The following is a 20,756-nucleotide window of genomic DNA, read 5'->3' on the forward strand; positions in this document are numbered from 1 at the left end:
CACTAATTTCCTCGTGTTTGTTGGGTTTCACCTACTTCTGTCAGGCAACCAGGTCTATTAGTTGCTCACTAATACCAAATTCACTAGTTACTGATACAGATCCTCGCCCCCTAAATCCCCCATTTTGGGGGACTTTGAAACGGCTTCCCTGATGGGGTTTTTTCAAATCTGAGAGATAGAAATCGGTTAATTAACTGATTTTTTATGAGTATCATTTGTTGGTTGATTTGGTATAAGTTGATACGAGAATTCAACCCCGGTTCGCTTTGACAGTCTCAATCTGCTTGCTGTCTGCTAGTACTACGATCGCTCAACCTAAGCCAATTTTCTCACCTCGGCAACTAACACCCAGTTCTACAACTTTACCTAAGCAAGATAAAGAGCTTGAAAAAGTTCAATTTGAGAACATTCGGTTGGAAGCGTATAGAGTCGCCCGACAAGAGGTTGACAAAGCGTTTGGAATACTATCCATTGCTCTCACCATAACAGGGCAAACGCATGAAAATTCTTGATCCTTTCAGATTGAGGATTTCAGCCTCTAAGCATTTTTGCCCATGAGGTCTGGAAGCCTTGCAGGGTAGTCACCCAATTTTTTTATGCGTTTGCCCTGTCTCACCATAACGGCTGGTGTACTGTGGACATTTCGCCAACGCATAGTGAGCGATCTAGAGAATCAGTTGGAAAAGCAATTCAACGAACAAATCGATAAAAAGCTTGACCAAAAAGTGGCAGAGCAATTAAAAGAAGAAAAAATTGAGCAAGCAGTAGAAATGCAACTAGGCAATGGAGTGAGGTCAGAAATTAATAATCGAAAAGAAGCATTTAGTAAAGATTTTGAGGAAATGAAGCTAGACTTCCATAGCAAGATGTCGCAAATAAGGGTTGATGGCGAGAAATTTAGAGAGGAGCTTTTACATCAACTTTCAGGAATACTGCCACCAATGCAACAAACACTCAGTTTTGAAGAATCTCAAAGCACACCCAAGCGACAACAGAAACTTCAAAGGCTCACCACGCAGCTTAATCTTCTGGACTCTGCAATTCCGCAGTTGTTTACAGCAGAAGATTACATAAAGCAGGGACAAGCTTTCTACTTTGAGTCTCGGTATGATGACGCACTTGCTTCTTATGAAAAAGCCAATCAAATGAGACCTGACTACCTTGATGCTTGGTTTGGTAAAGGGAAGGCATTGAGAAGATTGAGACGATACAAAGAAGCAATTATTGCTCATGAAAAAGTTATTCAAATTGACCCTGATCACTATTCTGCATGGGTCGAGAGAGGTTCTGCTCTTAGATGGTCAGAGCAGCCTAAAGAAGCAATCCTGTCATGTGAGAAGGCTATCGAAATCAAACCTAACTATGCTAGAGCTTGGTATAACAAAGCGTGTTATCTTTCGCTACAAAATGAAGTTGAACTGGCAGTTGAAAGCCTGAAAGAAGCAACTAAACTTACTCCTGATGGTAAATATAGAACAATGGCACAAACTGATTCAGACTTTGACTTCATTAGAAATGACGAACGATTTAAGAAGTTGCTCAACATTTAGCTTCCCTTGTTGATGGACTATAAAATTATTCCTCTTAACAGTTAGATGGTTAGTCAAAGGCTAATACTATTTCTGAGTAATAACCTGACCAATCCGCTTTAGCACCCGCGTTGCATTGTAAAGCTCTCTAGCTGAGGTGAAGGGCGCGAACACTCGCGAAAGCGAATATTGAGAAACTTTACCCTGAGCCAACTTCACAAAAAGAATGTCATCTCCATTCGTAATCATGCCAAAGCCAGGTTGATCAGGATGGGGACTTGCCATGAGATAGGTCAGCGCTTGAGGTAAAGCAGCCAAGACAGCAAGAGTCGTTTTCTTGGATTCTAAAATTACAACCCAGAACTGGTTTTGCATCACCAAGACATCGATCCGCCCCCGCAAAACCTCTTCACCATCATCTAATACCAAACCGTCCAACTAATGATACAGATATAATGTAGTCAAGTTAAGAGGCTAACAAGATGGCACCTCAAAAATCTCATGCACACTCAGTGCCATGCTCGCAGTAAAGAACGGATTCAACTACTGTATCTTCTGCAAAGTGGTCAAGCCAAATCGGTGACTCACGCCGCCGAACTGCTAGGACGAGGGCGCATTACGCTACAGCGTTGGTTGAGTAAATACGATCATGGCGGCATGGAGGAACTGTTAACCCGTGAAGTCCCAATCGGTCGAACCTGTCAAATCCCGGAGGCAGCTCAAGCAGTCTTAATAGAGCGACTGTCCAGTCCAGTCGGGTTCAGTAGCTACGGCGAAATCCAAGAGTGGCTGAAGACTGAGTACGATCATGAGATCACCTATGAAGGCATCCATAAGCATGTTTGCTATCGACTTGGGGCAAAACCGAAGCGACCTCGACCCATCAGCACTGAGCAAGACCCGCAAAAAGTGGACTTTTTTAAAAGATCTTAGGGGCTGAACTGAGCGATATTTTGGAGGAGGATGGGAGAATCCGCCCGTTGAAATATTGGTGTTAAGATGAAACCCGCCTGGGATTACTGACCACATTAGGCAAACGCATCACCGCCCTGGGTGTCAAACCGGCACAGCCGGTGCAGTGGCCCAGAGAAGCAATTTGGCTATATGGGGTGGTTGCCCCCAGTACCGGTGAGTCGTTCTTCTACGAATTTTCCCATCTCGATACCGCTTGTTTTGAGGTGTTTTTAGACCTAGTTGCCCAAGCGTATCCCCATGTCCTGAATGTGATTCAAGTCGATCAAGCTCCCGCTCATTCCAGCCACAAGCTTTGCATCCCGGAGAACATTGTCTTACTTTATCAGCCCCCTCACAGTCCGGAACTCAATCCGATTGAGCGTCTGTGGGAAGATTTGAAGCTGGATTTCAAAGGAGAAATCTTTGCCACCCTAGATGAGTTGAGGACAGCACTGCGCGAAGTGTTGGGCTATCTGACACCGGATTGGATTGCTGCTGTGACACAATATCCATTCATCATGAATGCCCTATCTGTATCTATCTCTAGTTGATTTGGTATAACGTGATTTGAACCGTTGGCTCTGCTTTCACCTTAAACGGCGGATTATAAAATCCTGCTACAGCCAAAAGTGGCGAAGCCATCAGCAAAGAGACAGTCCCTTCTAATAAGTCGCCATCAGTACAGTGATACACATATCTTCGTCGAAGCGTGTCCAAAACTTCCCGATCGACATCCGTCAGATCAGGTAACCCTTCAATCCACTCTTTAAAGAACTGCTCATCTTCAGTCCGCCTCAACCCAAACTGATTTTCAGCTTCGGCTAAAGTCGTAATGGCATCAGTGATGGCAGTAATTTGAACCATCAACTCACCGCTGCTTGGTTTCCACTCTCTGCTGCCAAGACTTCTAGTCGCTCTTGCTGGTCTTGAGAAATGCAGCTTTGAATCAACTCTTCCAGGTCGCCCTCCAACACAGGCGGCAGCGAAAAGTTTTTGCCCAAACGGTGATCTGTGACGCGACTATCTTTGTAGTTGTAGGTACGAATCTTTTCCGATCGCGATCCCGTTCCCACCTGAGACATCCGCAGCGAAGTCACTGCCTCTTGCTGTTCTTGCAGCTTCAGTTCATACAGTTTGGCTCGGAGAATCTGCATCGCTCGTTCGCGGTTTTGCAGTTGCGATCGTTCCTCAGTGCAAAAAATCCGAATCCCCGTTGGCTTGTGTCGTAAATCAACGGCGGTTTCTACTTTGTTGACGTTCTGACCACCCGCACCGCCCGATCGCGCTGTCGTCAATTCAATATCTTTGGGGTCAATGTGAACTTCCACTTCGTCTACTTCCGGCATCACCGCGACCGTCGCCGTCGAAGTGTGAACTCGTCCCGATGCTTCGGTTAAAGGAACTCGCTGGACTCGGTGAACTCCCGCCTCAAATTTCAGTTCGCTGTAGACGCGATCGCCCTGAATCTCCAGAACCGCTTCCTTAAAGCCGCCCATGTCTGCCAGAGACTCACTGACCAGCTTCACTTTCCAGCGCTTCGTCTCCGCATAACGAGAATACATCCGCAGCAAATCACCCGCCCAAATACTCGCCTCATCGCCACCTGTCCCCGCTCGAATTTCCAACATGATGTTTCGGTCATCATTCGGATCGCTGGGCAGCAGCATCACTTTCAGTCGAGTTTCCAAATCATTGAGGCTTTGCTGAAGCTCTTCAGCTTCCATCGCAGCCATTTGCTGCAACTCCTGATCGCTGCCCGACTCTTTAACAATTTGCCGAGCGTCGGCCAGATCCTGCTGAGTTTTGCGCCAGGCTTCATAAGTATTGACGACTGTCTCTAGAGACGATCGCGCCTTTGCCACTTCTTGAAACTCAGCCGGATTTTTAGCGATGTCAGGATCACTCATCCGCCGAGTCAACTCATTAAAAGTTTGCTCAACGGAATTCAGCTTGTCAATTAAATAAGATTCAGCCATGAGACCAGAAAAAAGTAGGGGTTAACTAGGCTCCACGATCAGTTGGGGCGATCGTCGGAGAGATTGAATCCAGAAGTCGGACATCAATCCAAACTCTAAAATCCAAACCGCCTAGCTTGGCTACTTTGCTTGTCCGGCTGAGTCGTCCGTCATGCCATACTTCCGCAAGAATCGTTCCACACGACCCTCGGTATCAATAATCTTTTGCGTCCCGGTAAAGAATGGGTGATTGCCAGACCACACGTCAACATGCAGTTCGGGCTTGGTGGAACCGATGGTCATGACGACTTCGCCATTACAGTAGACTTTCGCCTCTGGGTACCACTTGGGATGAATGTCAGGTTTGGGCATCGAAATTTCTCCAATCTTTCTAGATCTATTTTAGCTTTTAGCAATCTGCTGTGAGCCAGCTTCCTACCGTTTCGAGAACTGAGGAGCCTTACGCGCTTTCCGCAGACCGTATTTCTTCCGCTCTTTGGCACGGGGATCACGAGTCAGGTAGCCTTCCGTCTTCAAAGGCTTACGGTTTTCAGGGTCAAGCTGACACAGGGCACGAGCCACACCGAGACGAATCGCATCCGCTTGTCCCGTCAATCCGCCCCCGTGAGCATTCACGAGAATGTCATACTCACCTTCGAGTCCCAAGGTTTCCAAGGGAGCCTTTGCCGCTGAAATATACTCAGGATTGAATTGAAGATACAGATCTCCAGCTTTACCGTTCACTGTCAGCGTTCCATCACCCGGAACCAGACGAACTCTGGCCACCGCAGACTTACGGCGACCTGTGCCAAGATAAACGACACGACCTTCAGTGGCTTGCATTAGCTATCTTCTCCGGGAATGGTATTGATTTGTAGAACTTGAGGCTGTTGGGCGGCATGGGGATGAGCCGCTCCCGCATAAACTTTCAGCTTGGTGAATAGTTGGCGACCCAGAGAATTTTTGGGCAGCATTCCTTTCACCGCATGTTCGATGATTCGCTCTGGAATTCGAGCTTGCAGTTTGTCAAACGTCTCGGTTTTCATTCCACCAGGACGCCCAGAGTTGCGGCGATAGATCTTCTGAAAGCGTTTTTTCCCGGTCACATCCACTTTCTCAGCATTGATGACGATTACAAAATCGCCTGTATCCATCGAAGGGGTATAAGTAGGCTTGTTCTTACCGCGTAAAATCATCGCGATTTCAGTGGAGAGTCGTCCCAAGCGCTGATTGGCTGCATCAATGACGTACCAATTGCGTTCTAGAGAATCGACAGGAGGGAGATAGGTCTTTTCCATGATTTCTTCAGTCTTGTAAAAATTTGCGATCGAGCTAACTCAAGCAATACTCTGAATCGGTCGGACTTGGCAGAACTAGCCTCGGCTGGCTATCAAACCAAACATCGGGCGAGAAGGGCGAATCAGGATAGCCAACCCTCAACAAACACAAGCCTTGAGACGGGGCAGCGTATTTCACTTCTTCTCGACGTTCCGCCGTCCAGAGTTGGGTGAAGTCATCGGGCGATCGCTCTCCTCGCCCCACCTGCACCAGCAATCCCACCAACAGCCGCATCATTCCATACAAAAAGCCGCTGGCCTGAACTTCAATGTACAAAAAGGCTCCCTGACGCTGACACTCTGCCGCCTGAACATCCACCCAGGAATGCGGACGACTCGATCCCGCACGATGAAAGGCTGCCAAATGGTGCCGACCCAGCATCGGATTCAGCGCCTTCTGAATCAGCGTCTCATCCAACGGCTCATAGTAATAGTGCCAAGCGTAAGGCGCGACAAACAGATTGGGACGGGCATCCGTAAATAGCGTGTAACGGTAACGTCTCCACACCGCAGAAAATCGAGCGTGCCAGGTCGAATGAACTGAAGTCGAGGCGCGAATCAGAATATCGTCAGGCAAACGAGAATTTAAAACATCTGCCCAACGATGAGCCGGAATCAGAGTTTCGGCATCAAAATGGACGACTTGGGCGGCTGCGTGAACGCCTGTATCAGTTCTTCCTGCTGCGTGAATCACCACTGGGCGGTTAAGAACCGATCGCAGCGCCGTCTCAATTTCTTCCTGAACGGTTCGCTGATTCGGCTGACGCTGCCACCCATGAAAACGAGTGCCCAAGTATTGAATAACTAAGGCAATGCGTTGAGTTGGTTGGGGTTGAGCAGCGAGCATGAGGTTAAGTCAATTCGATGTACGCCATTTCTGCGTTGTCGCCGCGTCGGGGAACAGTTCGGATAATCCGGGTGTAGCCACCTTGGCGATCGGCGTACCGTTCTGGAGCTTGCTCAAACAGGGCGTGAACCAGTTGTTTGTCGAAGATGTATCCCATGGCTTGACGACGGGCCGAGAGGGAACCGTCTTTAGCGAGGGTAATCATCTTTTCGACTTCAGGGCGCATGGCCTTGGCGCGAACTTTGGTCGTCTTGATTCGACCGTTGCGGATCAGTTCAGTGGTAAGCGATCGCAAGAGCGCTTTACGCTGATCCGCAGGTTTTCCAAGCATGGGAACTCTGCAACGATGACGCATAACAAGTTTATAAGTAGAGGGACTTCGTTCCAAATTCTAAGTTCCAGGCTAATGACTCAACCCAGAACTCAAAACGGATTTTAGTTGGACTTTTGGGATTTCTCTTGAGGCAGAGTAATTCCTAACCGTTGCTGTAAGGCTTCGACCACTTCTTCGGCCGACTTTTGCCCGAAATTCTTTATTTCAAGCAGGTCTTCCTGGCTGTAGTCGAGCAGGTCAGCAACTGAGTTAATTTGCGCCCGCTTCAAGCAGTTGTAAGCGCGAACCGAGAGTTGAAGCTCTTCGATCGGAATCTGACTTTCTGGCCCGTCCTCTCCAGTGAAATCATCATCGGCAGGTTCAGAAGGAATGTCTTTAAGGGGATTGAACAAATCAACCAAGATGTTAGCAGCCTGACTCAACGCTTCTTGAGGCGTTAAGCTGCCATTTGTCCAAATCTCCATCAGGAGACGGTCTTTCTCAGTCGCACCGCCGCCTCTCGCATCTTCAACACTGTAATTCACCTTCCGAACGGGCATGAACACAGAATCAATCTGCAAAAAGTCCAGCGCTGCGGTTTCCTCACGATTTTTGTCAACCGCTCGGTAACCTTTGCCTTTCTCAATTCTGAACTCCATTTCCAGCGTAGAACCCGCCGAAAGCGTTGCAATATATTGATCGGGATCGACTAGCTCCACCTCAGCCGGGAGATCGAACTGCTCGGCCGTCACCGTCGCAGGCCCTTGCACCAGCAATCGACCAATCTGAGGTTGAGCAGAATAGCTCTTAAAGACCACCTTCTTCATGTTGAGAAGAATGTCTAGAACATCCTCGCGTACCCCTGGAATGGTGGCAAACTCGTGAGAAACGCCCGCAATCCGAACAGCCGTTGCTGCGGTTCCTTCCAGGTTTGACAGCAAAACCCGCCGCAAAGCGTTACCAACGGTCGTGCCTTGACCCCGCTCTAGCGTCTCTAAAATAAACTTGCTGTACTGGCTCTGGTCTTTGTCCGTTGTGGACTCTACACATTCAACCTGAAACTGTGCCACGGAGTGACCTCCCTTCTCCTTGATCGTGAGGGCTTTCCCTCATTTGACTCAAACCCGAACCTTTTCTGGATAGCTGGCAAACACAACCCAAACGCTTAGACTCGACGACGCTTGGGTGGACGGCAGCCATTGTGAGGAATCGGAGTGATATCACGAATCAGAGTAATTTCTAACCCTGCCCCTTGCAGTGCCCGAATCGCGGTCTCTCGACCGGCTCCCGGCCCGCTGACCATCACTTCTAACTGACGCATTCCTTGATCCATTGCGCGACGGGCTGCACTTTCTGCCGCAGTTTGAGCCGCAAAAGGCGTTCCTTTCTTCGCACCCTTGAATCCACTGGAGCCAGCAGAGGCCCACGAGATGACTTCGCCACCTGTATCAGAGATGGTGACGATCGTGTTGTTAAACGTTGATGAAATGTAAGCCACGCCGCTGGGGACGTTTTTCTTTTGCTTACGGGGGCCAGTCTTTCTGGTTGGTTGTCTCGCCATGTCTAAACTCTGATCTAAGGTTCTAAATGAGTGCTGAGAAGGAACTTTAGACTCTAGACGATGGACTTTGGACGAATCCAAAATCTCAGGTCTAGAGTCTGGAGTCTACTTATTTCTTACCGGGCGCTTTCTTCTTACCGGCCACAGTTCGACGACCACCGCGACGAGTCCGGGCGTTGGTGCGAGTTCGTTGTCCGCGAACGGGTAAGCCAAGACGATGACGACGACCGCGATAGCAGCCGATATCCATCAATCGTTTGACGTTCAGGTTGTCAAATCGTCGTAAGTCACCTTCGACTTGATAACCACTTTCGACCGCTTCTCGAAGGGCCGAAACATCCGCATCGCTCAAATCTCTAACGCGAGTATCCGGGTTCACGCCTGTTTTGGCGATCACTTCTTTTGCTCTGGTGAGTCCAATTCCGTAAATGTATGTCAGACCAATCTCAACGCGCTTATCGCGGGGAAGGTCTACTCCGGCAATCCGTGCCACGCTTCTCTCTCCCTATACTGAATTGCTTGAGGATGTAGATATTACCCTGCTTGCCTAGAAGTCCCCTTCCTCTGAGGCAAGTCTACCAACTAACCTTGGCGCTGTTTGTGCTTGGGATTTTCACAAATCACCATCACGCGACCCCGACGGCGGATGACGCGGCACTTTTCACAAATCTTCTTGACTGACGCTCGAACTTTCATGCCTTAACCTTGGCAACACTGCAACAAACACAACATTCTAACAATTTTTTATAGTTTTTGTCAAAGGTAGATTTCGCTACAGCCTTTTAAAACCATTTTTATTTTTTGTTTCGCAAGCGATAGGTAATTCTGCCCTTGGTCAAGTCGTAGGGCGTAAGTTCAACCTTGACGCGATCGCCCGGCAAAATCTTAATGTAGTTGCGACGAATCTTGCCAGAAATATGAGCAAGAACGTTAAAGCCGTTATCCAAATCGACGCGAAACATTGCATTCGGCAGGGAGTCAACCACCGTCCCTTCCATTTCAATCAAATCTTGTTTAGACAAACTGTTTTCCTCCGTTACAACAAAACATTTTTGGAGTCAAGAGAGTTTACACCATCTTTTCCAGTTTAGAGCATTAAATTTGCTTTCTGCATATCAGGAAGGTGACCATATCAGAAAACAAGGGGTAGAACCCACCGCAGCTAAGAAATTGGGAGCGGGCCGACTCATTAAGTCTTGTGCTAAACAATCTCTTTTAGGGCAGTCGTGACTTCTTCCAGTGGGCGATCGCCGTCAACCGTGGTCAAATTCTGGTGAGCTTCGTAGTATTTGATCAGGGGTGCGGTTTGCTCCCGGTAAACCTCTAAGCGACGGCGAATCACTTCCTCGCTATCGTCCTTGCGTCCGCGACTCAACAAACGCTCTACCAGGGTTTCGTCTGGAACGTCTAAATTGACGACGCGATCAAGGGTCTGACCCAGTTCCGTGACTAATTCCGCTAGAGAGTCGGCTTGGGCTACATTACGCGGGTATCCGTCTAGAATCCAGCCAGCCTCAGCATCCGACTCTCCCAGTCGTTCTCGAATCAGGTCAATCACAAGCTGATCCGGAACAAGTTCTCCCCGATCCATGTATCCCTTGGCTTTGACTCCTAGGATTGTCTGCCCAGCAACCGCCGCTCGTAAAATTTCGCCTGTGGAAATATGAGGGATCTGTTTAAGGGAAGCCAAGACCATTGCCTGGGTACCTTTGCCTGCTCCGGGTGGGCCTAGAAAGATGAGTCGAGCCACTACTGTTTCACCATTCCTTCGTATCTCTGGGAGATGACGTAAGTTTGAATTTGTTTCGCCGTGTCAATCGCGACCCCAACCAGAATTAGGAGTGAAGTTGCGCCTAACCCCTGAAAGGTTGGAACCCTAGTTGCGCTCTCCACGATCGTAGGGACGATCGCGACCACTCCTAGAAAGATCGCACCCAGAAATGTCAACCGATTTAAGACTCGCTCAATGTACTCAGTCGTCGCCTTTCCGGGACGAATTCCTGGAATACTTGCACCCATCTTCTTCAAGTTCTTTGACATCTCATCGGGCTGAACCACAAGCGAAGCATAAAAGTAGCTGAAGAAGAGAATCAACACAAGATAGACAAGATTGTGTGCCCAAGAAGTCGGCCCCAAATAAGTTCCAAGAAACTGGCTGACGGACGCATTTTGGAGCGCCTGAGCAACCAGCGCCGGAAGAGTCAGAACCGTAGAGGCGAAAATGATCGGCATGACCCCACCCTGGTTAAGGCGGAGCGGTAGATAGCTGCTTCTTTCTAGATACTGGCGACGACCAACCTGACGGCGGGCTGAAATGATCGGAATTCGACGAGTGCCCTCTTGAACAAAAACGATTCCAATCACCATCGCCAGGAACACAAGCAGTAGAATCACAACACCACCCACAACGCTGCGATCGCCACTCTGCGCTAACTCAAATGTTTTTCCTAACGAAGTCGGCAAGGTTGAAACGATGTTTAAGAAAATCAGCAAGGAGGCCCCGTTTCCAATGCCTCGCTCCGTAATGACTTCACCAACCCACATCACAAACATTGAACCCGCAGACAGCGCCAATGCCGTTTCAGCAACAAATAGGGGGCCTGCATCCAGCGCAAAAGGACGAAGTAGCCCGATCGCCAACAGCGAACTTTGAACAATTGCTAACCCTAACGCCACATAGCGAGTGATTTGAGAAATCTTGCGCCGTCCGGCTTCTCCTTCATTCTTCTGCAAGTCTTCTAACTGTGGGATTGCCGTAGTCAGTAATTGCAAAATAATCGAGGCGTTGATAAACGGCAAGATCCCCAGTGCAAAAATTCCCAGGGTTCTCAGACCACCGCCAGCAAACAAGTCAACAAAACTGAGAGCCGAGTTGCCCGAAATGTTGGCAGCAAAAGCGGCCCGATCGATCCCCGGTAGCGGAATATAAATCCCCAGGCGAACCAGAATCAGTAAGCCGATCGTCAAGAGCAAACGCCCTCTAAGTCCGGCAGCTTGAGCCATCTGAGAAAAGGTTTCCTGAGCGGTTGGAGCTTTATCTCGACTAACGACCATAAAAGAACACCTCGTACATATATTCGTAGCCTAGCAGACCGATTTGCCCAGTTCCAGAAGGTGCTTATTTTGAGACTAGAAAGCGCCACCCCGGCAAGGATGACGTTTAGTGAGCTGTTGAAACGGCTATGCTTTCACCTTGGGGGCACGATGCCAGGTTGGTTTGGGTTCCAAGACTTCACAGGTGCCGCCAGCTGCTTCGATTTTAGCGCGGGCACCCTCTGTAAAGCTGGTCGCTTGGACGTTCAGAGCTACAGACAAGTCTCCGTCACCCAAAATTTTCAGCGGCCCGTCATCTTGAGTGACAATGCCCACTTCCATCAAGGAAGCCAGATTAACCCCTGTGTTAGCAGCAAGCTCCGCCAGGTCGCCCACATTGATCACAGTGTAGTTTTGCCGATTGATCACAGTGAAATACTTGCGTTTGGGTAGTCGGCGATACAGAGGCGTTTGTCCGCCTTCAAAGCCTGGGCGAGTCGGGCGACCGGAACGAGACTTTTGACCCCGCATTCCAAAGCCACAGCTTGCACCTTGTCCGGCAGCAATACCTCGACCGACTCGACGGCCACGTTTGGTTGCACCTTGTTGAGGCGCTACATCATCGATTCTCATAGTGTTTAGTCAGTGCTAATGAAAGTTTCTTGACCTAATCTCTCGACTCAATCTTGAGAGACTAAGCGTAGAGGTTTTCGACTGGAACACCCCGTTCTTCAGCCACTTCCGCGAAGGTTCGCAGTCCATCCAACGCACTGACCGCCGCCCGTGCATTGTTGAGCGGATTGCCAGAACCAAGCTGTTTGGCCAGAATGTTCTTCACGCCCGCAAGTTCGAGAACCGTCCGAACGGCTCCCCCAGCAATTACCCCAGTCCCTGGAGCCGCTGGACGCATCATTACTTTTGCGCCGCCACCGCTGCCATTGGTTGGATGAGGAATTGAATTGGATTTGGTCAAAGGGACTTCTACAAGATGCTTCTTGCCATCCGCAACGCCTTTCTTAACCGCGCCGATGACATCGCTGGCCTTACCAACGCCGACCCCGACTTGACCCCGCTCGTTACCGACGACGACGATCGCCCGGAAGCTCAGTTTTTTACCGCCCTTGACGACCTTCGTCACCCGGCGAATCTGAACCACCCGCTCTTGCCAGTCCGATTTCTCTTCACGAGGCTTGTTACTTTTACGACCTTTTGCCATGAGTTTCTCCTAGAAATTCAAACCAGCTTCACGGGCAGCGTCTGCCAATGATTTGACCCGACCATGATAGAGATTGCCACCGCGATCGAAGACCACCGACTGAATGCCCTTGGCGATCGCGCGTTGCGCTACCAGCTTACCCACTTCTGCCGAAGCTTCCTGATTTGCGAATGATTCGAGCTTTTCTTTCAGTTCGGGATCGAGGGTCGAAGCCGAAGCCAGCGTATGTTGAGCCGTGTCGTCGATCACTTGAGCATAGATGTGCTGATTTGATCGAAACACTGCGAGACGAGGGCGTTCTGAAGTACCTTCGACGCGTTTACGAATGCGAGTGTGACGACGGCGAGTGGAGTCTTTACGATTCAGTTTCATGGCTTATTTCTTCCCTTTACCACCGGACTTACCAACCTTGCGTCTGACCGCTTCGCCTGCATAGCGAATTCCCTTCCCTTTGTAGGGTTCGGGAGGGCGAACGGCGCGAATTTTGGCTGCTGTATTGCCGACAATTTCTTTATCAATTCCGCTGACAATCACGTTTGTGTTGCCTTCCACTGCAAGCTGAATCCCATCTGGAGGCGGAATATCGACAGGCTTACTGTATCCGACGTTGAGGATCAGGTTTCTTCCCTGCACTTGGGCCCGATAGCCCACGCCTTGAATCTCCAGACGACGCTGGAATCCCGTGGATACGCCCTCGACCATATTGGCCACAAGCGTGCGGCACAGACCATGACGCTGACGAGCCGCACGAGACTCATCCCGACGCTTGACTTCGACCGTTGTCCCTTCCTGTTCCACAATCACTTCTGGGGGAAGCACTCGTGAAAGCTCGCCCTTGGGCCCTTTGACCGCCACATGCTGACCATCGATCGTGACCGTCACCTTGGCGGGAATATCAATGAGACGTTTACCAATCCGAGACATAGCTGAATTACCTTTATTGATAGAAGCGTTTAGCTGTTAGCGGCGGACTTGAGACTTGAGACTCTAGCCTTTGATCGTGATTTTTAGCTTGATCCAGTCCAACGTCTAATGCCTGAGATCTAGAGTCCAATTCGCTGTGAGCCAAACAGCAACGAATAATATCCAGACTTACCAGACGTAGCAAAGAACCTCACCGCCGACTCCAGTCCGTCGAGCTTCCCGATCGGTCATAATGCCGCTAGAAGTCGAGACAATTGCAATGCCAATTCCACCCAGCACACGGGGCAGTTCCTTCCGGTTGACATAGACGCGCAGACCGGGTTTGCTGACTCGTTTCAAGGCTGTGATAATCGGTTTGCGGTTTTTACCTTTGTACTTTAAGGATAGAACGAGCCGTCGATCGACCCCTTCGCCCGATTCTTCATAGCCCGAAATAAACCCTTCAGCCTGTAGCACTTTGGCAATGCTGTGGGTCATTTTGGTACATAGGACTTCCGTGGTTTGATGCCGCGCCAAACTTGCGTTGCGGATGCGCGTCAGCATGTCTGAAATTGTGTCGTTAGCCGCCATAGTTCCCTCTTAATGAAACTGCATCAATTTTCTCGAAAAGGCATACCCATTTCTTTAAGCAGGGCGCGACCTTCTTCGTCGGTGTTTGCAGTTGTGATGATTGAAATGTCCATCCCGCGAATCTGATCAATGCTGTCGTACTCGATCTCTGGAAAGATCAGTTGCTCTCTCAGACCGAGGGTGTAGTTGCCACGTCCGTCAAAGCTTTTGGGGCTAATGCCTCGGAAGTCACGAATGCGAGGAAGTGAAAGGTTGATCAAGCGATCGAGAAACGCGAACATGCGATCGCCTCTCAGCGTCACCATCACCCCAACGGGCATTCCTTCTCGGATTTTGAAGCCTGCAATTGCTTTTTTGGCGCGAGTCACGACGGGTTTTTGTCCGGCGATCGTCGCGATCTCATTGATAGAAGCTTCTAGCGCCTTGGCATTCTGTGACGCTTCGCCCAATCCCCGGTTGATCGTGATTTTGACCACCTTCGGAACTTGGTGGACGTTCGTGTAGTTGAATTGCTCCGTGAGTTTCGGGACAATTTTTTCTTGATACTGATCTTTTAATCGTTGTGCCATAGTTTCGAGTCCTTGCCCTGGGCTTGGTCAGGGATATAGTTTCGAGTTTTGAGTTTCGAGCGCTGAGGTTAAAGAACCTAAACGTTGGAACTCAAAACTCTTTAGTCGATGATTTCGCCTGTTTTCTTCAACATCCGCACTTTCTTGCCGTCCGAGTTGATCGTGTGGCAAACGCGGCTGGCGACTTTTTGCTTTTCGGAATAAAGCATGACGTTGGAGCTATGAATTGGGGCTTCTTGAACCACAATCTGACCCGATTCACCTTCTTGCTGAGGCTTGACGTGCTTGGTGCGAAGGTTTACACCTTTGACAATGACTTTGCTCGTCTTAGAAATCGTTTGCAGAATTTCGCCCACTTTGCCCTTGTCGCTTCCAGCAATCACCTGAACGGTGTCGCCTTTCTTGACGTGCATTTTGTAACGAACAGCGGGTTTTTGTTTAGTCGCCATTACAGAACCTCCGGAGCGAGGGAAACGATTTTGGTAAAGCTCTTGTCGCGCAATTCACGAGCTACCGGGCCAAAGACGCGAGTGCCTCTAGGATTGCCATCCGCGTTGATGATTACGGCGGCGTTGTCATCAAACCGAATACTCATGCCGCTGTCCCGACGCATCGTGTGTCTGGTACGGACAATCACCGCCCGAACCACATCAGACTTTTTGACCGCCATGTTTGGAATGGCATCTTTAACGACCGCGATGATCACGTCACCGACTCCGCCATAGCGACGGTTACCGCCGCCAATCACACGGATACACATCAGCTTACGTGCGCCACTGTTGTCCGCTACGTTGAGATAACTTTCTTGTTGAATCATGTCTAAGTCCCTCGTGTTTAACCTTTAAAGGCAGTACTCAGGATTTCAGACACAACCCATCGCTTAGTGCGGCTGAGGGGTCGAGTTTCCTGAATGCGAACGCGATCGCCTTCCTTGCACTTATTTTCTTCATCGTGGGCTTTGTACCGCTGGGTTCGCACCACGATCTTGCCGTATTTGGGGTGAGCCGATCGGTTTTCAACCGCCACAACCACCGTTTTGTCCATCTTGTCGCTGACAACTAAGCCAACTCTTTCCTTTACTGCCATTGAGATACTCCAGTTGAAATAATGAAGGATGAATGGGAATGATTTCAGGTTCAGCCTTCTAGCTTTCAGTCGGTTTCAACTGCCGTTCTCGCTCAACGGTCAGCAATTGAGAAAGCTGATGTTTTGCGTGCTTGAACTGGTGAGGCTTTTCTAATTGGCGAGTGCCCTTTTGCATTCTCAGTTCAAATAATTGCCGTTTGACTGCAACGATCTGATCTGCCAATTCCTGGTCACTCAAGTTTTTAGCGTCTTCAAATTTGGGAAGAGGCATAATTTAGGACTCCTCCGAGGCTTCGCGTGTGATGAACTTCGTTTTGATCGGCAGCTTGAAGGATGCTAGACGCATGGCCTCACGAGCCGTCGCTTCGGGAACGCCTGCGATCTCAAACAAGATCCGACCGGGTTTAACTACTGCCACCCAAAATTCGGGCGCACCTTTACCAGAACCCATCCGAGTTTCTGCGGGACGCATCGTGATCGGCTTGTCTGGGAAAATCCGAATATAGATTTTGCCACCCCGACGGATGTAGCGGGTCATTGCTCGACGACTAGCTTCTATCTGACGAGAGGTGATCCAGCTTGGCTCTAAAGCCTGTAAACCAAAATCGCCAAAGTTCAGGTCGGCTCCACGAGTCGCCATTCCTCTCATTCGTCCGCGCTGCTGTTTGCGGAATTTTGTTCTTCTTGGGCTTAACATGACTCAGTACCTATGGAGTGAGGAGTGAGGAGTGAGGAGTGAGGAGCGAGAAGGATTGGTTCATCCCTCATCCTGTGTCCTTTAACCCTCGTTCGATCGGTCTTCAAATTGTTGGCGACGACGCTGTTGACGACGACGGGGTTGGTTGGTCGGGGCGGCTTCGATTTCGCGATCTTGTCCAGGAATGATTTCACCCTTGAAGACCCAGATTTTGATCCCCAACGTTCCATAAATCGTTTGAGCGGTGACGTAGGCGTAGTCAATATCGGCTCTCAACGTGTGGAGTGGAACACGACCTTCACGAGTCCATTCGGGGCGAGCAATTTCAGCCCCATTTAAGCGACCGCTCACTTGAATCTTGATGCCTTCAATGCCAGCCCGTTGAGCGCGTTGAATCGCCTGACGCACGACCCGCCGGAAGGAAACCCGACGTTCTAGCTGTTCAGCAATGTATTCCCCAATCAGGGCAGCATCGGCATCGACGCGAGCCACTTCGACCACATTGATGCGGATCTGGCGATCGCTATTTCCCAAAGCGTCTTGCAGCCCAGTTCTCAGCGTTTCGATCCCAGCGCCACCGCGACCAACCACGACCCCAGGACGAGCCGTGCGAATTTCTAAATCAATCTGATCGGCTTTGCGCTCAATCCGAATTTCCGAAATTCCGGGCTTCTTCAAGTTGTCAAGATTTTTCGGATTCTTGGTGAAGAAATGGCGAATCTTGGCATCTTCTTTGAGCAGATCAGGATAGCGGGCGAAGTCAGCATACCAGCGAGAACCATGCTCCTTGATGACTCCTAGCCGAAATCCATTTGGATGAATTTTCTGTCCCATACGTTCCTCTAAAAGCAGTTTAAGTCGTCAGTCGGGAAGCGAACTAGGAGTCGGCACCCGGAGCCACCGCGACCGTGATATGACAAGTCGGCTTGCGAATTTGGTAAGCCCGTCCTTGCGCTCTCGGTCTGAATCGCTTGAGTGAAGGGCCGGCATCTGCAAAAGCTTGGCTCACCACCAAACTTGCTCGATCGAATCCTTCATTGTGTTCTGCATTAGCCGCGGCTGATCGCAGTACCTTCAAAACCGGATCACAGGCGCGATAAGGCATGAATTCCAGAATAATCAGCGCTTCTCGATAGGAGCGGCCCCGAATCTGATCCAACACTCGGCGCACCTTGTGGGGTGACATGCGGATGTAACGTGCGATCGCTTTAATTTCAGTCGTATCAGTAGCCATAGTTTTCTCCTTGAGCAGTTAGCGGATCAGTCATTGACCGTTCGCTAACCGCCTTTCTCCTATCGACGTGCCTTTTTATCGCCACCCGCATGACCTCGGAATGTCCGAGTGGGTGCAAACTCTCCCAGCTTGTGACCCACCATTTGTTCAGAGACGTAGACGGGGACGTGAGTTCGACCGTTGTGAACGGCGATCGTATGTCCAATCATCTGAGGCAAAATGGTCGAAGCTCGTGACCAGGTTTTGATCATTTGTTTGTCACCTCTGGCATTGAGCGCTTCGATCTTGCTCATCAGATGGTCGGCAACAAAGGGGCCTTTTTTAAGTGAACGTGCCATATGTAGGTCTCCCTAAGTGAATTACGATTCCCGTCCGCCGCGTCCCCGCTTGGAAGACTTACGACGACGACGCACAATCAGAGAACTGCTTGCCTTCTTCTTGTTGCGAGTTTTGCGCCCCAGGGCTGGCTTACCCCAAGGTGTCACCGGGCCGGGACGACCGATCGGGGCCCGACCTTCTCCACCACCATGAGGGTGATCCACTGGGTTCATCACACTACCGCGCACTTGAGGACGACGGCCTTTGTGACGAGTGCGACCCGCTTTACCCAGGCTGACGTTTCTCGCATCGATGTTGCCAACTTGTCCGATCGTCGCGTAGCACTCTTTGCGAACCATGCGAACTTCAGTCGAAGGCAGCTTCAGCGTTACATAGTCGCCCTCTTTAGCAGCCACTTGAGCAGAAGCACCTGCGGCTCTGGCCATCTGCCCCCCTTTGCCGGGAACGAGTTCGATATTATGAACGATCGTACCCAGAGGAATGTTTTCTAATGGAAGAGAATTGCCCACTTCGATCGGCGCATCTGCTCCAGCACGAATCACCGTGCCAACTTTCAAGGTGTGGGGATGAAGAATATAGCGCTTCTCACCATCTTGATAAAACAGCAGAGCCAGACGAGCGTTGCGGTTGGGATCGTATTCGATCGCGGCTACTCGTGCCGGAACGTTGAGCTTGTCGCGACGAAAATCGACAATTCGATAAAGCTTCTTGTGTCCGCCCCCGCGGTGGCGACAGGTGATTACGCCCCGGTTATTGCGTCCCTTATCTCTGTGCTTAGAAGTCGTTAGAGACTTTTCAGGCTCAGTTTTGGTGATTTCTGCAAAATCGGGGATCGTGCGCTGACGGGTGCCAGGGGTATAGGGACGATAAATTCGGATGCCCATAACTTGCTACTCTCAGGGATTCTAAACTTCTGGGAACAGTGTGATCGAGTCCCCAGATGCCAGGGTGACGATCGCGCGCTTGTATTGAGGCTTGTGACCTGCAAACTTACCGACGCGACGCGCTTTACGAGGGGGCATCAGGGTATTGATTCCAACGACTTTGACATCGAAGAGAAATTCGACAGCCGCTTTGATTTCGGGCTTTGACGCTCTGGGGGCAACCTCAAACGTGTATTGGTTGTCTTCCAAAAGGCGAGTCGCTTTCTCTGTGATGATTGGGCGACGAATCAGATCCGCTAGATAGCGGGGGTTAAAGTCACTCACCGTATACCTCCTGAATCATCGTGATAGCAGAAGCCGTAGCCACGATTTTGTCTGCGTTCAACAAGTCGAAAATATTGAGGTTGTTCGCCGAAATCATTCTCAGCTTCTCAATATTGCGGGCAGACAGATAAACTGTTTCGTTTCTCTCAGCCACAATCAGCAGCACTTTCGAATCGGGTTCGACTCCCCAGCGGGTAAGTGCTTGAGTCATTTCTTTTGTCTTGGGGCGAGAAAACTGATCGGCAAAATCCTGCACCACAATCAAATCTTCGACCCGACTTTGAAACGCCGTCCGAAGCGCCAGCCGTCGCTCTTTGCGGTTCATCTTAATCGTATAATCTCTAGGCTTTGGCCCAAAGATCACACCGCCACCCCGCCACAGGGGAGAACGATTGGAACCTGCACGAGCGCGTCCCGTTCCTTTTTGTCTCCAGGGTTTGCGACCGCCGCCTCTCACTTCTGCGCGAGTTTTGGTGGAAGCGGTGCCCTGACGCTGGTTTGCCAATTGACGCACCAAGGCGCGATGAACGACTCCTTTGGAGGTTTCTGCTTTGGCAACCTTGAGGTCGATCGAGGTCTGTCCCGATTCGGCTCCCTGCCAGTCTTTTACTACACAATCAACCATTGTCTTTTCTCCTTCCTGCCCTAGCGACCGACTTTCTTAGCAGGCATAATTTGCACCAGAGCGCCGGGCTTACCGGGAACCGCTCCTTTGATCAAGATCAAGTTGCGATCGACATCCACGCGCACCACGGTCAATTTGCGAACGGTAACTCGCTCGTTGCCCATCTGACCCGCCATCCTTTTACCGGGGTAGACCCGTCCGGGGGTGGTGCCTGCTCCAGTCGATCCGGGAGCGCGGTGATTTTTGGAGCCGTGAGCCATCGGCCCGCGTTTGAAGTTGTGGCGCTTTTGGTACCCTGCGAAGCCTTTCCCGATGCTGGTGCCGATCACATCCACAATTTGTCCCGCTTCAAACAAGTCAGCTTTGAGGGCTTGACCGAGTTCGTAGTCGGTGGGGGGTGCGTCAAGGCGCAGTTCGATCAGATGGCGCAGGGGCGCAGAATTTGACTTGGCAAGGTGTCCGAGTTCGGGCTTGCTGAGTGCTTTGACTTTGGTTTCACCAAATCCGATTTGCAGGGCTGAGTAGCCGTCTGTTTCGGGGGTTTTGACCTGAGTAATGGGGCATGGGCCAGCTTGAATAACGGTGACAGGAATGGCTTTTCCTGTGTCGTCAAAGACTTGGGTCATGCCGAGCTTTGTGCCGAGAATACCGACAGCCACTTGACTGGTCTCCTTTTCTACACATCTGGAAGGATGAGGGATGAGGGATGAGGAATGAAAGGGGAGACAAAAGCTCTTGGTTCATTTCTCGATCGATCAT

Annotated in this window: 36 protein-coding genes; 3 read left to right on the forward strand and 33 right to left on the reverse strand. The window is 50.3% G+C overall.

The genetic code is table 11. The annotated features are described in order from the left end of the window. The first annotated feature begins 656 nt into the window (after window positions 1-656). On the forward strand, window positions 657-1,550 hold the full coding sequence (locus ACJ2PR_RS11535) for a tetratricopeptide repeat protein (protein ID WP_446869779.1): 894 nt from the start codon (window positions 657-659) through the stop codon (window positions 1,548-1,550). A 66-nt stretch (window positions 1,551-1,616) separates the two neighbouring features. On the opposite strand, the gene ACJ2PR_RS11540 is transcribed toward ACJ2PR_RS11535, so the two are convergent. After that, entirely contained in the window at window positions 1,617-1,958 is a 342-nt protein-coding gene (locus ACJ2PR_RS11540; protein WP_446869778.1) for a type I restriction endonuclease, read from the reverse strand. A 72-nt stretch (window positions 1,959-2,030) separates the two neighbouring features. Between ACJ2PR_RS11540 and ACJ2PR_RS11545 the strand changes: the two genes are divergently transcribed. Then, window positions 2,031-2,462: a helix-turn-helix domain-containing protein gene (locus tag ACJ2PR_RS11545; RefSeq protein WP_446869777.1), complete on the forward strand. Its 432-nt coding sequence runs from the start codon at window positions 2,031-2,033 to the stop codon at window positions 2,460-2,462. Window positions 2,463-2,539: 77 nt separating this feature from the next. Continuing rightward, a complete protein-coding gene (locus ACJ2PR_RS11550) occupies window positions 2,540-3,034 on the forward strand; it encodes an IS630 family transposase (protein WP_446869780.1) in 495 nt (164 codons plus the stop codon). On the opposite strand, the gene ACJ2PR_RS11555 is transcribed toward ACJ2PR_RS11550, so the two are convergent. The 32 genes from ACJ2PR_RS11555 to rplC form a co-directional block, all read right to left on the reverse strand. Continuing rightward, window positions 3,027-3,347 carry a hypothetical protein gene (locus ACJ2PR_RS11555; RefSeq protein WP_446877109.1) on the reverse strand — a complete coding sequence of 107 codons (321 nt, stop codon included), beginning with the start codon at window positions 3,345-3,347 and terminating at the stop codon, window positions 3,027-3,029. The two genes, ACJ2PR_RS11550 and ACJ2PR_RS11555, sit on opposite strands and share 8 nt — an antisense overlap. Then, window positions 3,347-4,459 (reverse strand): peptide chain release factor 1, encoded by a 1,113-nt coding sequence (gene prfA, locus ACJ2PR_RS11560; RefSeq protein ID WP_446869775.1) that lies wholly within the window; start codon window positions 4,457-4,459, stop codon window positions 3,347-3,349. Before prfA ends, ACJ2PR_RS11555 begins: the two co-directional genes overlap by 1 nt. 120 nt (window positions 4,460-4,579) lie before the next feature. Continuing rightward, window positions 4,580-4,810: a 50S ribosomal protein L31 gene (gene rpmE / locus ACJ2PR_RS11565; RefSeq protein ID WP_446859483.1), complete on the reverse strand. Its 231-nt coding sequence runs from the start codon at window positions 4,808-4,810 to the stop codon at window positions 4,580-4,582. Window positions 4,811-4,873: 63 nt separating this feature from the next. Further along, window positions 4,874-5,281, reverse strand: a complete 408-nt coding sequence (rpsI, locus tag ACJ2PR_RS11570; protein WP_446859484.1) for a 30S ribosomal protein S9 — start codon at window positions 5,279-5,281, stop codon at window positions 4,874-4,876. Then, window positions 5,281-5,736 carry a 50S ribosomal protein L13 gene (gene rplM / locus ACJ2PR_RS11575; protein WP_446859485.1) on the reverse strand — a complete coding sequence of 152 codons (456 nt, stop codon included), beginning with the start codon at window positions 5,734-5,736 and terminating at the stop codon, window positions 5,281-5,283. The genes rpsI and rplM overlap by 1 nt, the downstream gene beginning before the upstream one ends. A gap of 34 nt (window positions 5,737-5,770) precedes the next feature. Further along, a complete protein-coding gene (truA, locus tag ACJ2PR_RS11580; protein ID WP_446877110.1) occupies window positions 5,771-6,622 on the reverse strand; it encodes a tRNA pseudouridine(38-40) synthase TruA in 852 nt (283 codons plus the stop codon). Window positions 6,623-6,626: 4 nt separating this feature from the next. Continuing rightward, window positions 6,627-6,953: a 50S ribosomal protein L17 gene (rplQ, locus tag ACJ2PR_RS11585; RefSeq protein WP_446859487.1), complete on the reverse strand. Its 327-nt coding sequence runs from the start codon at window positions 6,951-6,953 to the stop codon at window positions 6,627-6,629. A gap of 104 nt (window positions 6,954-7,057) precedes the next feature. Further along, on the reverse strand, window positions 7,058-8,005 hold the full coding sequence (locus ACJ2PR_RS11590; RefSeq protein WP_446859488.1) for a DNA-directed RNA polymerase subunit alpha: 948 nt from the start codon (window positions 8,003-8,005) through the stop codon (window positions 7,058-7,060). Window positions 8,006-8,100: 95 nt separating this feature from the next. After that, complete coding sequence (gene rpsK / locus ACJ2PR_RS11595) at window positions 8,101-8,496, reverse strand: 30S ribosomal protein S11 (protein WP_446859489.1); 396 nt, start codon at window positions 8,494-8,496, stop codon at window positions 8,101-8,103. Window positions 8,497-8,605: 109 nt separating this feature from the next. Continuing rightward, a complete protein-coding gene (gene rpsM / locus ACJ2PR_RS11600) occupies window positions 8,606-8,989 on the reverse strand; it encodes a 30S ribosomal protein S13 (RefSeq protein WP_446859490.1) in 384 nt (127 codons plus the stop codon). Window positions 8,990-9,078: 89 nt separating this feature from the next. After that, the gene (gene rpmJ / locus ACJ2PR_RS11605) at window positions 9,079-9,192 is read right to left on the reverse strand and encodes a 50S ribosomal protein L36 (RefSeq protein WP_073069333.1); all 114 of its coding nucleotides are present in this window, start codon (window positions 9,190-9,192) and stop codon (window positions 9,079-9,081) included. Between the two features lie 98 nt (window positions 9,193-9,290). Next, entirely contained in the window at window positions 9,291-9,518 is a 228-nt protein-coding gene (infA, locus tag ACJ2PR_RS11610; RefSeq protein WP_446859491.1) for a translation initiation factor IF-1, read from the reverse strand. 179 nt (window positions 9,519-9,697) lie between these two features. Next, the gene (locus ACJ2PR_RS11615) at window positions 9,698-10,246 is read right to left on the reverse strand and encodes an adenylate kinase (RefSeq protein ID WP_446869774.1); all 549 of its coding nucleotides are present in this window, start codon (window positions 10,244-10,246) and stop codon (window positions 9,698-9,700) included. Further along, complete coding sequence (gene secY / locus ACJ2PR_RS11620; protein ID WP_446859493.1) at window positions 10,246-11,550, reverse strand: preprotein translocase subunit SecY; 1,305 nt, start codon at window positions 11,548-11,550, stop codon at window positions 10,246-10,248. Before secY ends, ACJ2PR_RS11615 begins: the two co-directional genes overlap by 1 nt. A 126-nt stretch (window positions 11,551-11,676) precedes the next feature. Next, window positions 11,677-12,162 carry a 50S ribosomal protein L15 gene (gene rplO / locus ACJ2PR_RS11625; RefSeq protein ID WP_446859494.1) on the reverse strand — a complete coding sequence of 162 codons (486 nt, stop codon included), beginning with the start codon at window positions 12,160-12,162 and terminating at the stop codon, window positions 11,677-11,679. Between the two features lie 61 nt (window positions 12,163-12,223). Beyond that, on the reverse strand, window positions 12,224-12,745 hold the full coding sequence (rpsE, locus tag ACJ2PR_RS11630; protein ID WP_446859495.1) for a 30S ribosomal protein S5: 522 nt from the start codon (window positions 12,743-12,745) through the stop codon (window positions 12,224-12,226). A 9-nt stretch (window positions 12,746-12,754) separates the two neighbouring features. Then, window positions 12,755-13,117, reverse strand: a complete 363-nt coding sequence (gene rplR / locus ACJ2PR_RS11635; protein ID WP_446859496.1) for a 50S ribosomal protein L18 — start codon at window positions 13,115-13,117, stop codon at window positions 12,755-12,757. Between the two features lie 3 nt (window positions 13,118-13,120). After that, window positions 13,121-13,669, reverse strand: a complete 549-nt coding sequence (gene rplF / locus ACJ2PR_RS11640; RefSeq protein WP_446869773.1) for a 50S ribosomal protein L6 — start codon at window positions 13,667-13,669, stop codon at window positions 13,121-13,123. Window positions 13,670-13,837: 168 nt separating this feature from the next. Continuing rightward, window positions 13,838-14,239 carry a 30S ribosomal protein S8 gene (rpsH, locus tag ACJ2PR_RS11645; protein ID WP_446859498.1) on the reverse strand — a complete coding sequence of 134 codons (402 nt, stop codon included), beginning with the start codon at window positions 14,237-14,239 and terminating at the stop codon, window positions 13,838-13,840. A 23-nt stretch (window positions 14,240-14,262) separates the two neighbouring features. Continuing rightward, window positions 14,263-14,808 carry a 50S ribosomal protein L5 gene (rplE, locus tag ACJ2PR_RS11650; protein ID WP_446869772.1) on the reverse strand — a complete coding sequence of 182 codons (546 nt, stop codon included), beginning with the start codon at window positions 14,806-14,808 and terminating at the stop codon, window positions 14,263-14,265. A gap of 101 nt (window positions 14,809-14,909) precedes the next feature. Continuing rightward, on the reverse strand, window positions 14,910-15,257 hold the full coding sequence (gene rplX / locus ACJ2PR_RS11655; RefSeq protein WP_446859500.1) for a 50S ribosomal protein L24: 348 nt from the start codon (window positions 15,255-15,257) through the stop codon (window positions 14,910-14,912). Further along, complete coding sequence (gene rplN / locus ACJ2PR_RS11660; protein WP_446859501.1) at window positions 15,257-15,625, reverse strand: 50S ribosomal protein L14; 369 nt, start codon at window positions 15,623-15,625, stop codon at window positions 15,257-15,259. The genes rplX and rplN overlap by 1 nt, the downstream gene beginning before the upstream one ends. Before the next feature lie 17 nt (window positions 15,626-15,642). After that, the gene (gene rpsQ / locus ACJ2PR_RS11665; RefSeq protein WP_446859502.1) at window positions 15,643-15,894 is read right to left on the reverse strand and encodes a 30S ribosomal protein S17; all 252 of its coding nucleotides are present in this window, start codon (window positions 15,892-15,894) and stop codon (window positions 15,643-15,645) included. 58 nt (window positions 15,895-15,952) lie between these two features. After that, the gene (gene rpmC, locus ACJ2PR_RS11670) at window positions 15,953-16,165 is read right to left on the reverse strand and encodes a 50S ribosomal protein L29 (protein WP_446869771.1); all 213 of its coding nucleotides are present in this window, start codon (window positions 16,163-16,165) and stop codon (window positions 15,953-15,955) included. 3 nt (window positions 16,166-16,168) lie between these two features. Further along, window positions 16,169-16,591, reverse strand: coding sequence for a 50S ribosomal protein L16 (rplP, locus tag ACJ2PR_RS11675; RefSeq protein WP_446859504.1), 423 nt, complete (start codon window positions 16,589-16,591; stop codon window positions 16,169-16,171). Window positions 16,592-16,672: 81 nt separating this feature from the next. Next, window positions 16,673-17,425: a 30S ribosomal protein S3 gene (gene rpsC, locus ACJ2PR_RS11680; RefSeq protein ID WP_446877111.1), complete on the reverse strand. Its 753-nt coding sequence runs from the start codon at window positions 17,423-17,425 to the stop codon at window positions 16,673-16,675. A 43-nt stretch (window positions 17,426-17,468) separates the two neighbouring features. Then, window positions 17,469-17,825: a 50S ribosomal protein L22 gene (rplV, locus tag ACJ2PR_RS11685; protein ID WP_446877112.1), complete on the reverse strand. Its 357-nt coding sequence runs from the start codon at window positions 17,823-17,825 to the stop codon at window positions 17,469-17,471. A gap of 59 nt (window positions 17,826-17,884) precedes the next feature. Then, complete coding sequence (rpsS, locus tag ACJ2PR_RS11690) at window positions 17,885-18,163, reverse strand: 30S ribosomal protein S19 (RefSeq protein WP_446859507.1); 279 nt, start codon at window positions 18,161-18,163, stop codon at window positions 17,885-17,887. Window positions 18,164-18,184: 21 nt separating this feature from the next. Further along, window positions 18,185-19,048, reverse strand: coding sequence for a 50S ribosomal protein L2 (rplB, locus tag ACJ2PR_RS11695; protein ID WP_446859508.1), 864 nt, complete (start codon window positions 19,046-19,048; stop codon window positions 18,185-18,187). Window positions 19,049-19,069: 21 nt separating this feature from the next. Beyond that, the gene (locus ACJ2PR_RS11700; protein WP_446859509.1) at window positions 19,070-19,372 is read right to left on the reverse strand and encodes a 50S ribosomal protein L23; all 303 of its coding nucleotides are present in this window, start codon (window positions 19,370-19,372) and stop codon (window positions 19,070-19,072) included. Then, window positions 19,365-19,997, reverse strand: coding sequence for a 50S ribosomal protein L4 (rplD, locus tag ACJ2PR_RS11705; RefSeq protein ID WP_446877113.1), 633 nt, complete (start codon window positions 19,995-19,997; stop codon window positions 19,365-19,367). Before rplD ends, ACJ2PR_RS11700 begins: the two co-directional genes overlap by 8 nt. Before the next feature lie 20 nt (window positions 19,998-20,017). Then, window positions 20,018-20,656, reverse strand: coding sequence for a 50S ribosomal protein L3 (rplC, locus tag ACJ2PR_RS11710; RefSeq protein ID WP_446877114.1), 639 nt, complete (start codon window positions 20,654-20,656; stop codon window positions 20,018-20,020). Window positions 20,657-20,756: the final 100 nt, after the last annotated feature.

Source organism: Phormidesmis sp. 146-33, assembly GCF_052939515.1.

Coding starts and splice junctions, on each gene's coding strand:
- ACJ2PR_RS11545 (WP_446869777.1), top strand. CDS start 2,031: ATGCACACTCAGTGCCATGCTCGCAGTAAAGAACGGATTCAACTACTG.
- ACJ2PR_RS11555 (WP_446877109.1), bottom strand. CDS start 3,347: ATGGTTCAAATTACTGCCATCACTGATGCCATTACGACTTTAGCCGAA.
- prfA (WP_446869775.1), bottom strand. CDS start 4,459: ATGGCTGAATCTTATTTAATTGACAAGCTGAATTCCGTTGAGCAAACT.
- rpmE (WP_446859483.1), bottom strand. CDS start 4,810: ATGCCCAAACCTGACATTCATCCCAAGTGGTACCCAGAGGCGAAAGTC.
- rpsI (WP_446859484.1), bottom strand. CDS start 5,281: ATGCAAGCCACTGAAGGTCGTGTCGTTTATCTTGGCACAGGTCGCCGT.
- rplM (WP_446859485.1), bottom strand. CDS start 5,736: ATGGAAAAGACCTATCTCCCTCCTGTCGATTCTCTAGAACGCAATTGG.
- truA (WP_446877110.1), bottom strand. CDS start 6,622: ATGCTCGCTGCTCAACCCCAACCAACTCAACGCATTGCCTTAGTTATT.
- rplQ (WP_446859487.1), bottom strand. CDS start 6,953: ATGCTTGGAAAACCTGCGGATCAGCGTAAAGCGCTCTTGCGATCGCTT.
- rpsK (WP_446859489.1), bottom strand. CDS start 8,496: ATGGCGAGACAACCAACCAGAAAGACTGGCCCCCGTAAGCAAAAGAAA.
- rpmJ (WP_073069333.1), bottom strand. CDS start 9,192: ATGAAAGTTCGAGCGTCAGTCAAGAAGATTTGTGAAAAGTGCCGCGTC.
- secY (WP_446859493.1), bottom strand. CDS start 11,550: ATGGTCGTTAGTCGAGATAAAGCTCCAACCGCTCAGGAAACCTTTTCT.
- rplO (WP_446859494.1), bottom strand. CDS start 12,162: ATGAGAATCGATGATGTAGCGCCTCAACAAGGTGCAACCAAACGTGGC.
- rpsE (WP_446859495.1), bottom strand. CDS start 12,745: ATGGCAAAAGGTCGTAAAAGTAACAAGCCTCGTGAAGAGAAATCGGAC.
- rplR (WP_446859496.1), bottom strand. CDS start 13,117: ATGAAACTGAATCGTAAAGACTCCACTCGCCGTCGTCACACTCGCATT.
- rplF (WP_446869773.1), bottom strand. CDS start 13,669: ATGTCTCGGATTGGTAAACGTCTCATTGATATTCCCGCCAAGGTGACG.
- rpsH (WP_446859498.1), bottom strand. CDS start 14,239: ATGGCGGCTAACGACACAATTTCAGACATGCTGACGCGCATCCGCAAC.
- rplE (WP_446869772.1), bottom strand. CDS start 14,808: ATGGCACAACGATTAAAAGATCAGTATCAAGAAAAAATTGTCCCGAAA.
- rplX (WP_446859500.1), bottom strand. CDS start 15,257: ATGGCGACTAAACAAAAACCCGCTGTTCGTTACAAAATGCACGTCAAG.
- rplN (WP_446859501.1), bottom strand. CDS start 15,625: ATGATTCAACAAGAAAGTTATCTCAACGTAGCGGACAACAGTGGCGCA.
- rpsQ (WP_446859502.1), bottom strand. CDS start 15,894: ATGGCAGTAAAGGAAAGAGTTGGCTTAGTTGTCAGCGACAAGATGGAC.
- rpmC (WP_446869771.1), bottom strand. CDS start 16,165: ATGCCTCTTCCCAAATTTGAAGACGCTAAAAACTTGAGTGACCAGGAA.
- rplP (WP_446859504.1), bottom strand. CDS start 16,591: ATGTTAAGCCCAAGAAGAACAAAATTCCGCAAACAGCAGCGCGGACGA.
- rpsC (WP_446877111.1), bottom strand. CDS start 17,425: ATGGGACAGAAAATTCATCCAAATGGATTTCGGCTAGGAGTCATCAAG.
- rplV (WP_446877112.1), bottom strand. CDS start 17,825: ATGGCTACTGATACGACTGAAATTAAAGCGATCGCACGTTACATCCGC.
- rpsS (WP_446859507.1), bottom strand. CDS start 18,163: ATGGCACGTTCACTTAAAAAAGGCCCCTTTGTTGCCGACCATCTGATG.
- rplB (WP_446859508.1), bottom strand. CDS start 19,048: ATGGGCATCCGAATTTATCGTCCCTATACCCCTGGCACCCGTCAGCGC.
- rplD (WP_446877113.1), bottom strand. CDS start 19,997: ATGGTTGATTGTGTAGTAAAAGACTGGCAGGGAGCCGAATCGGGACAG.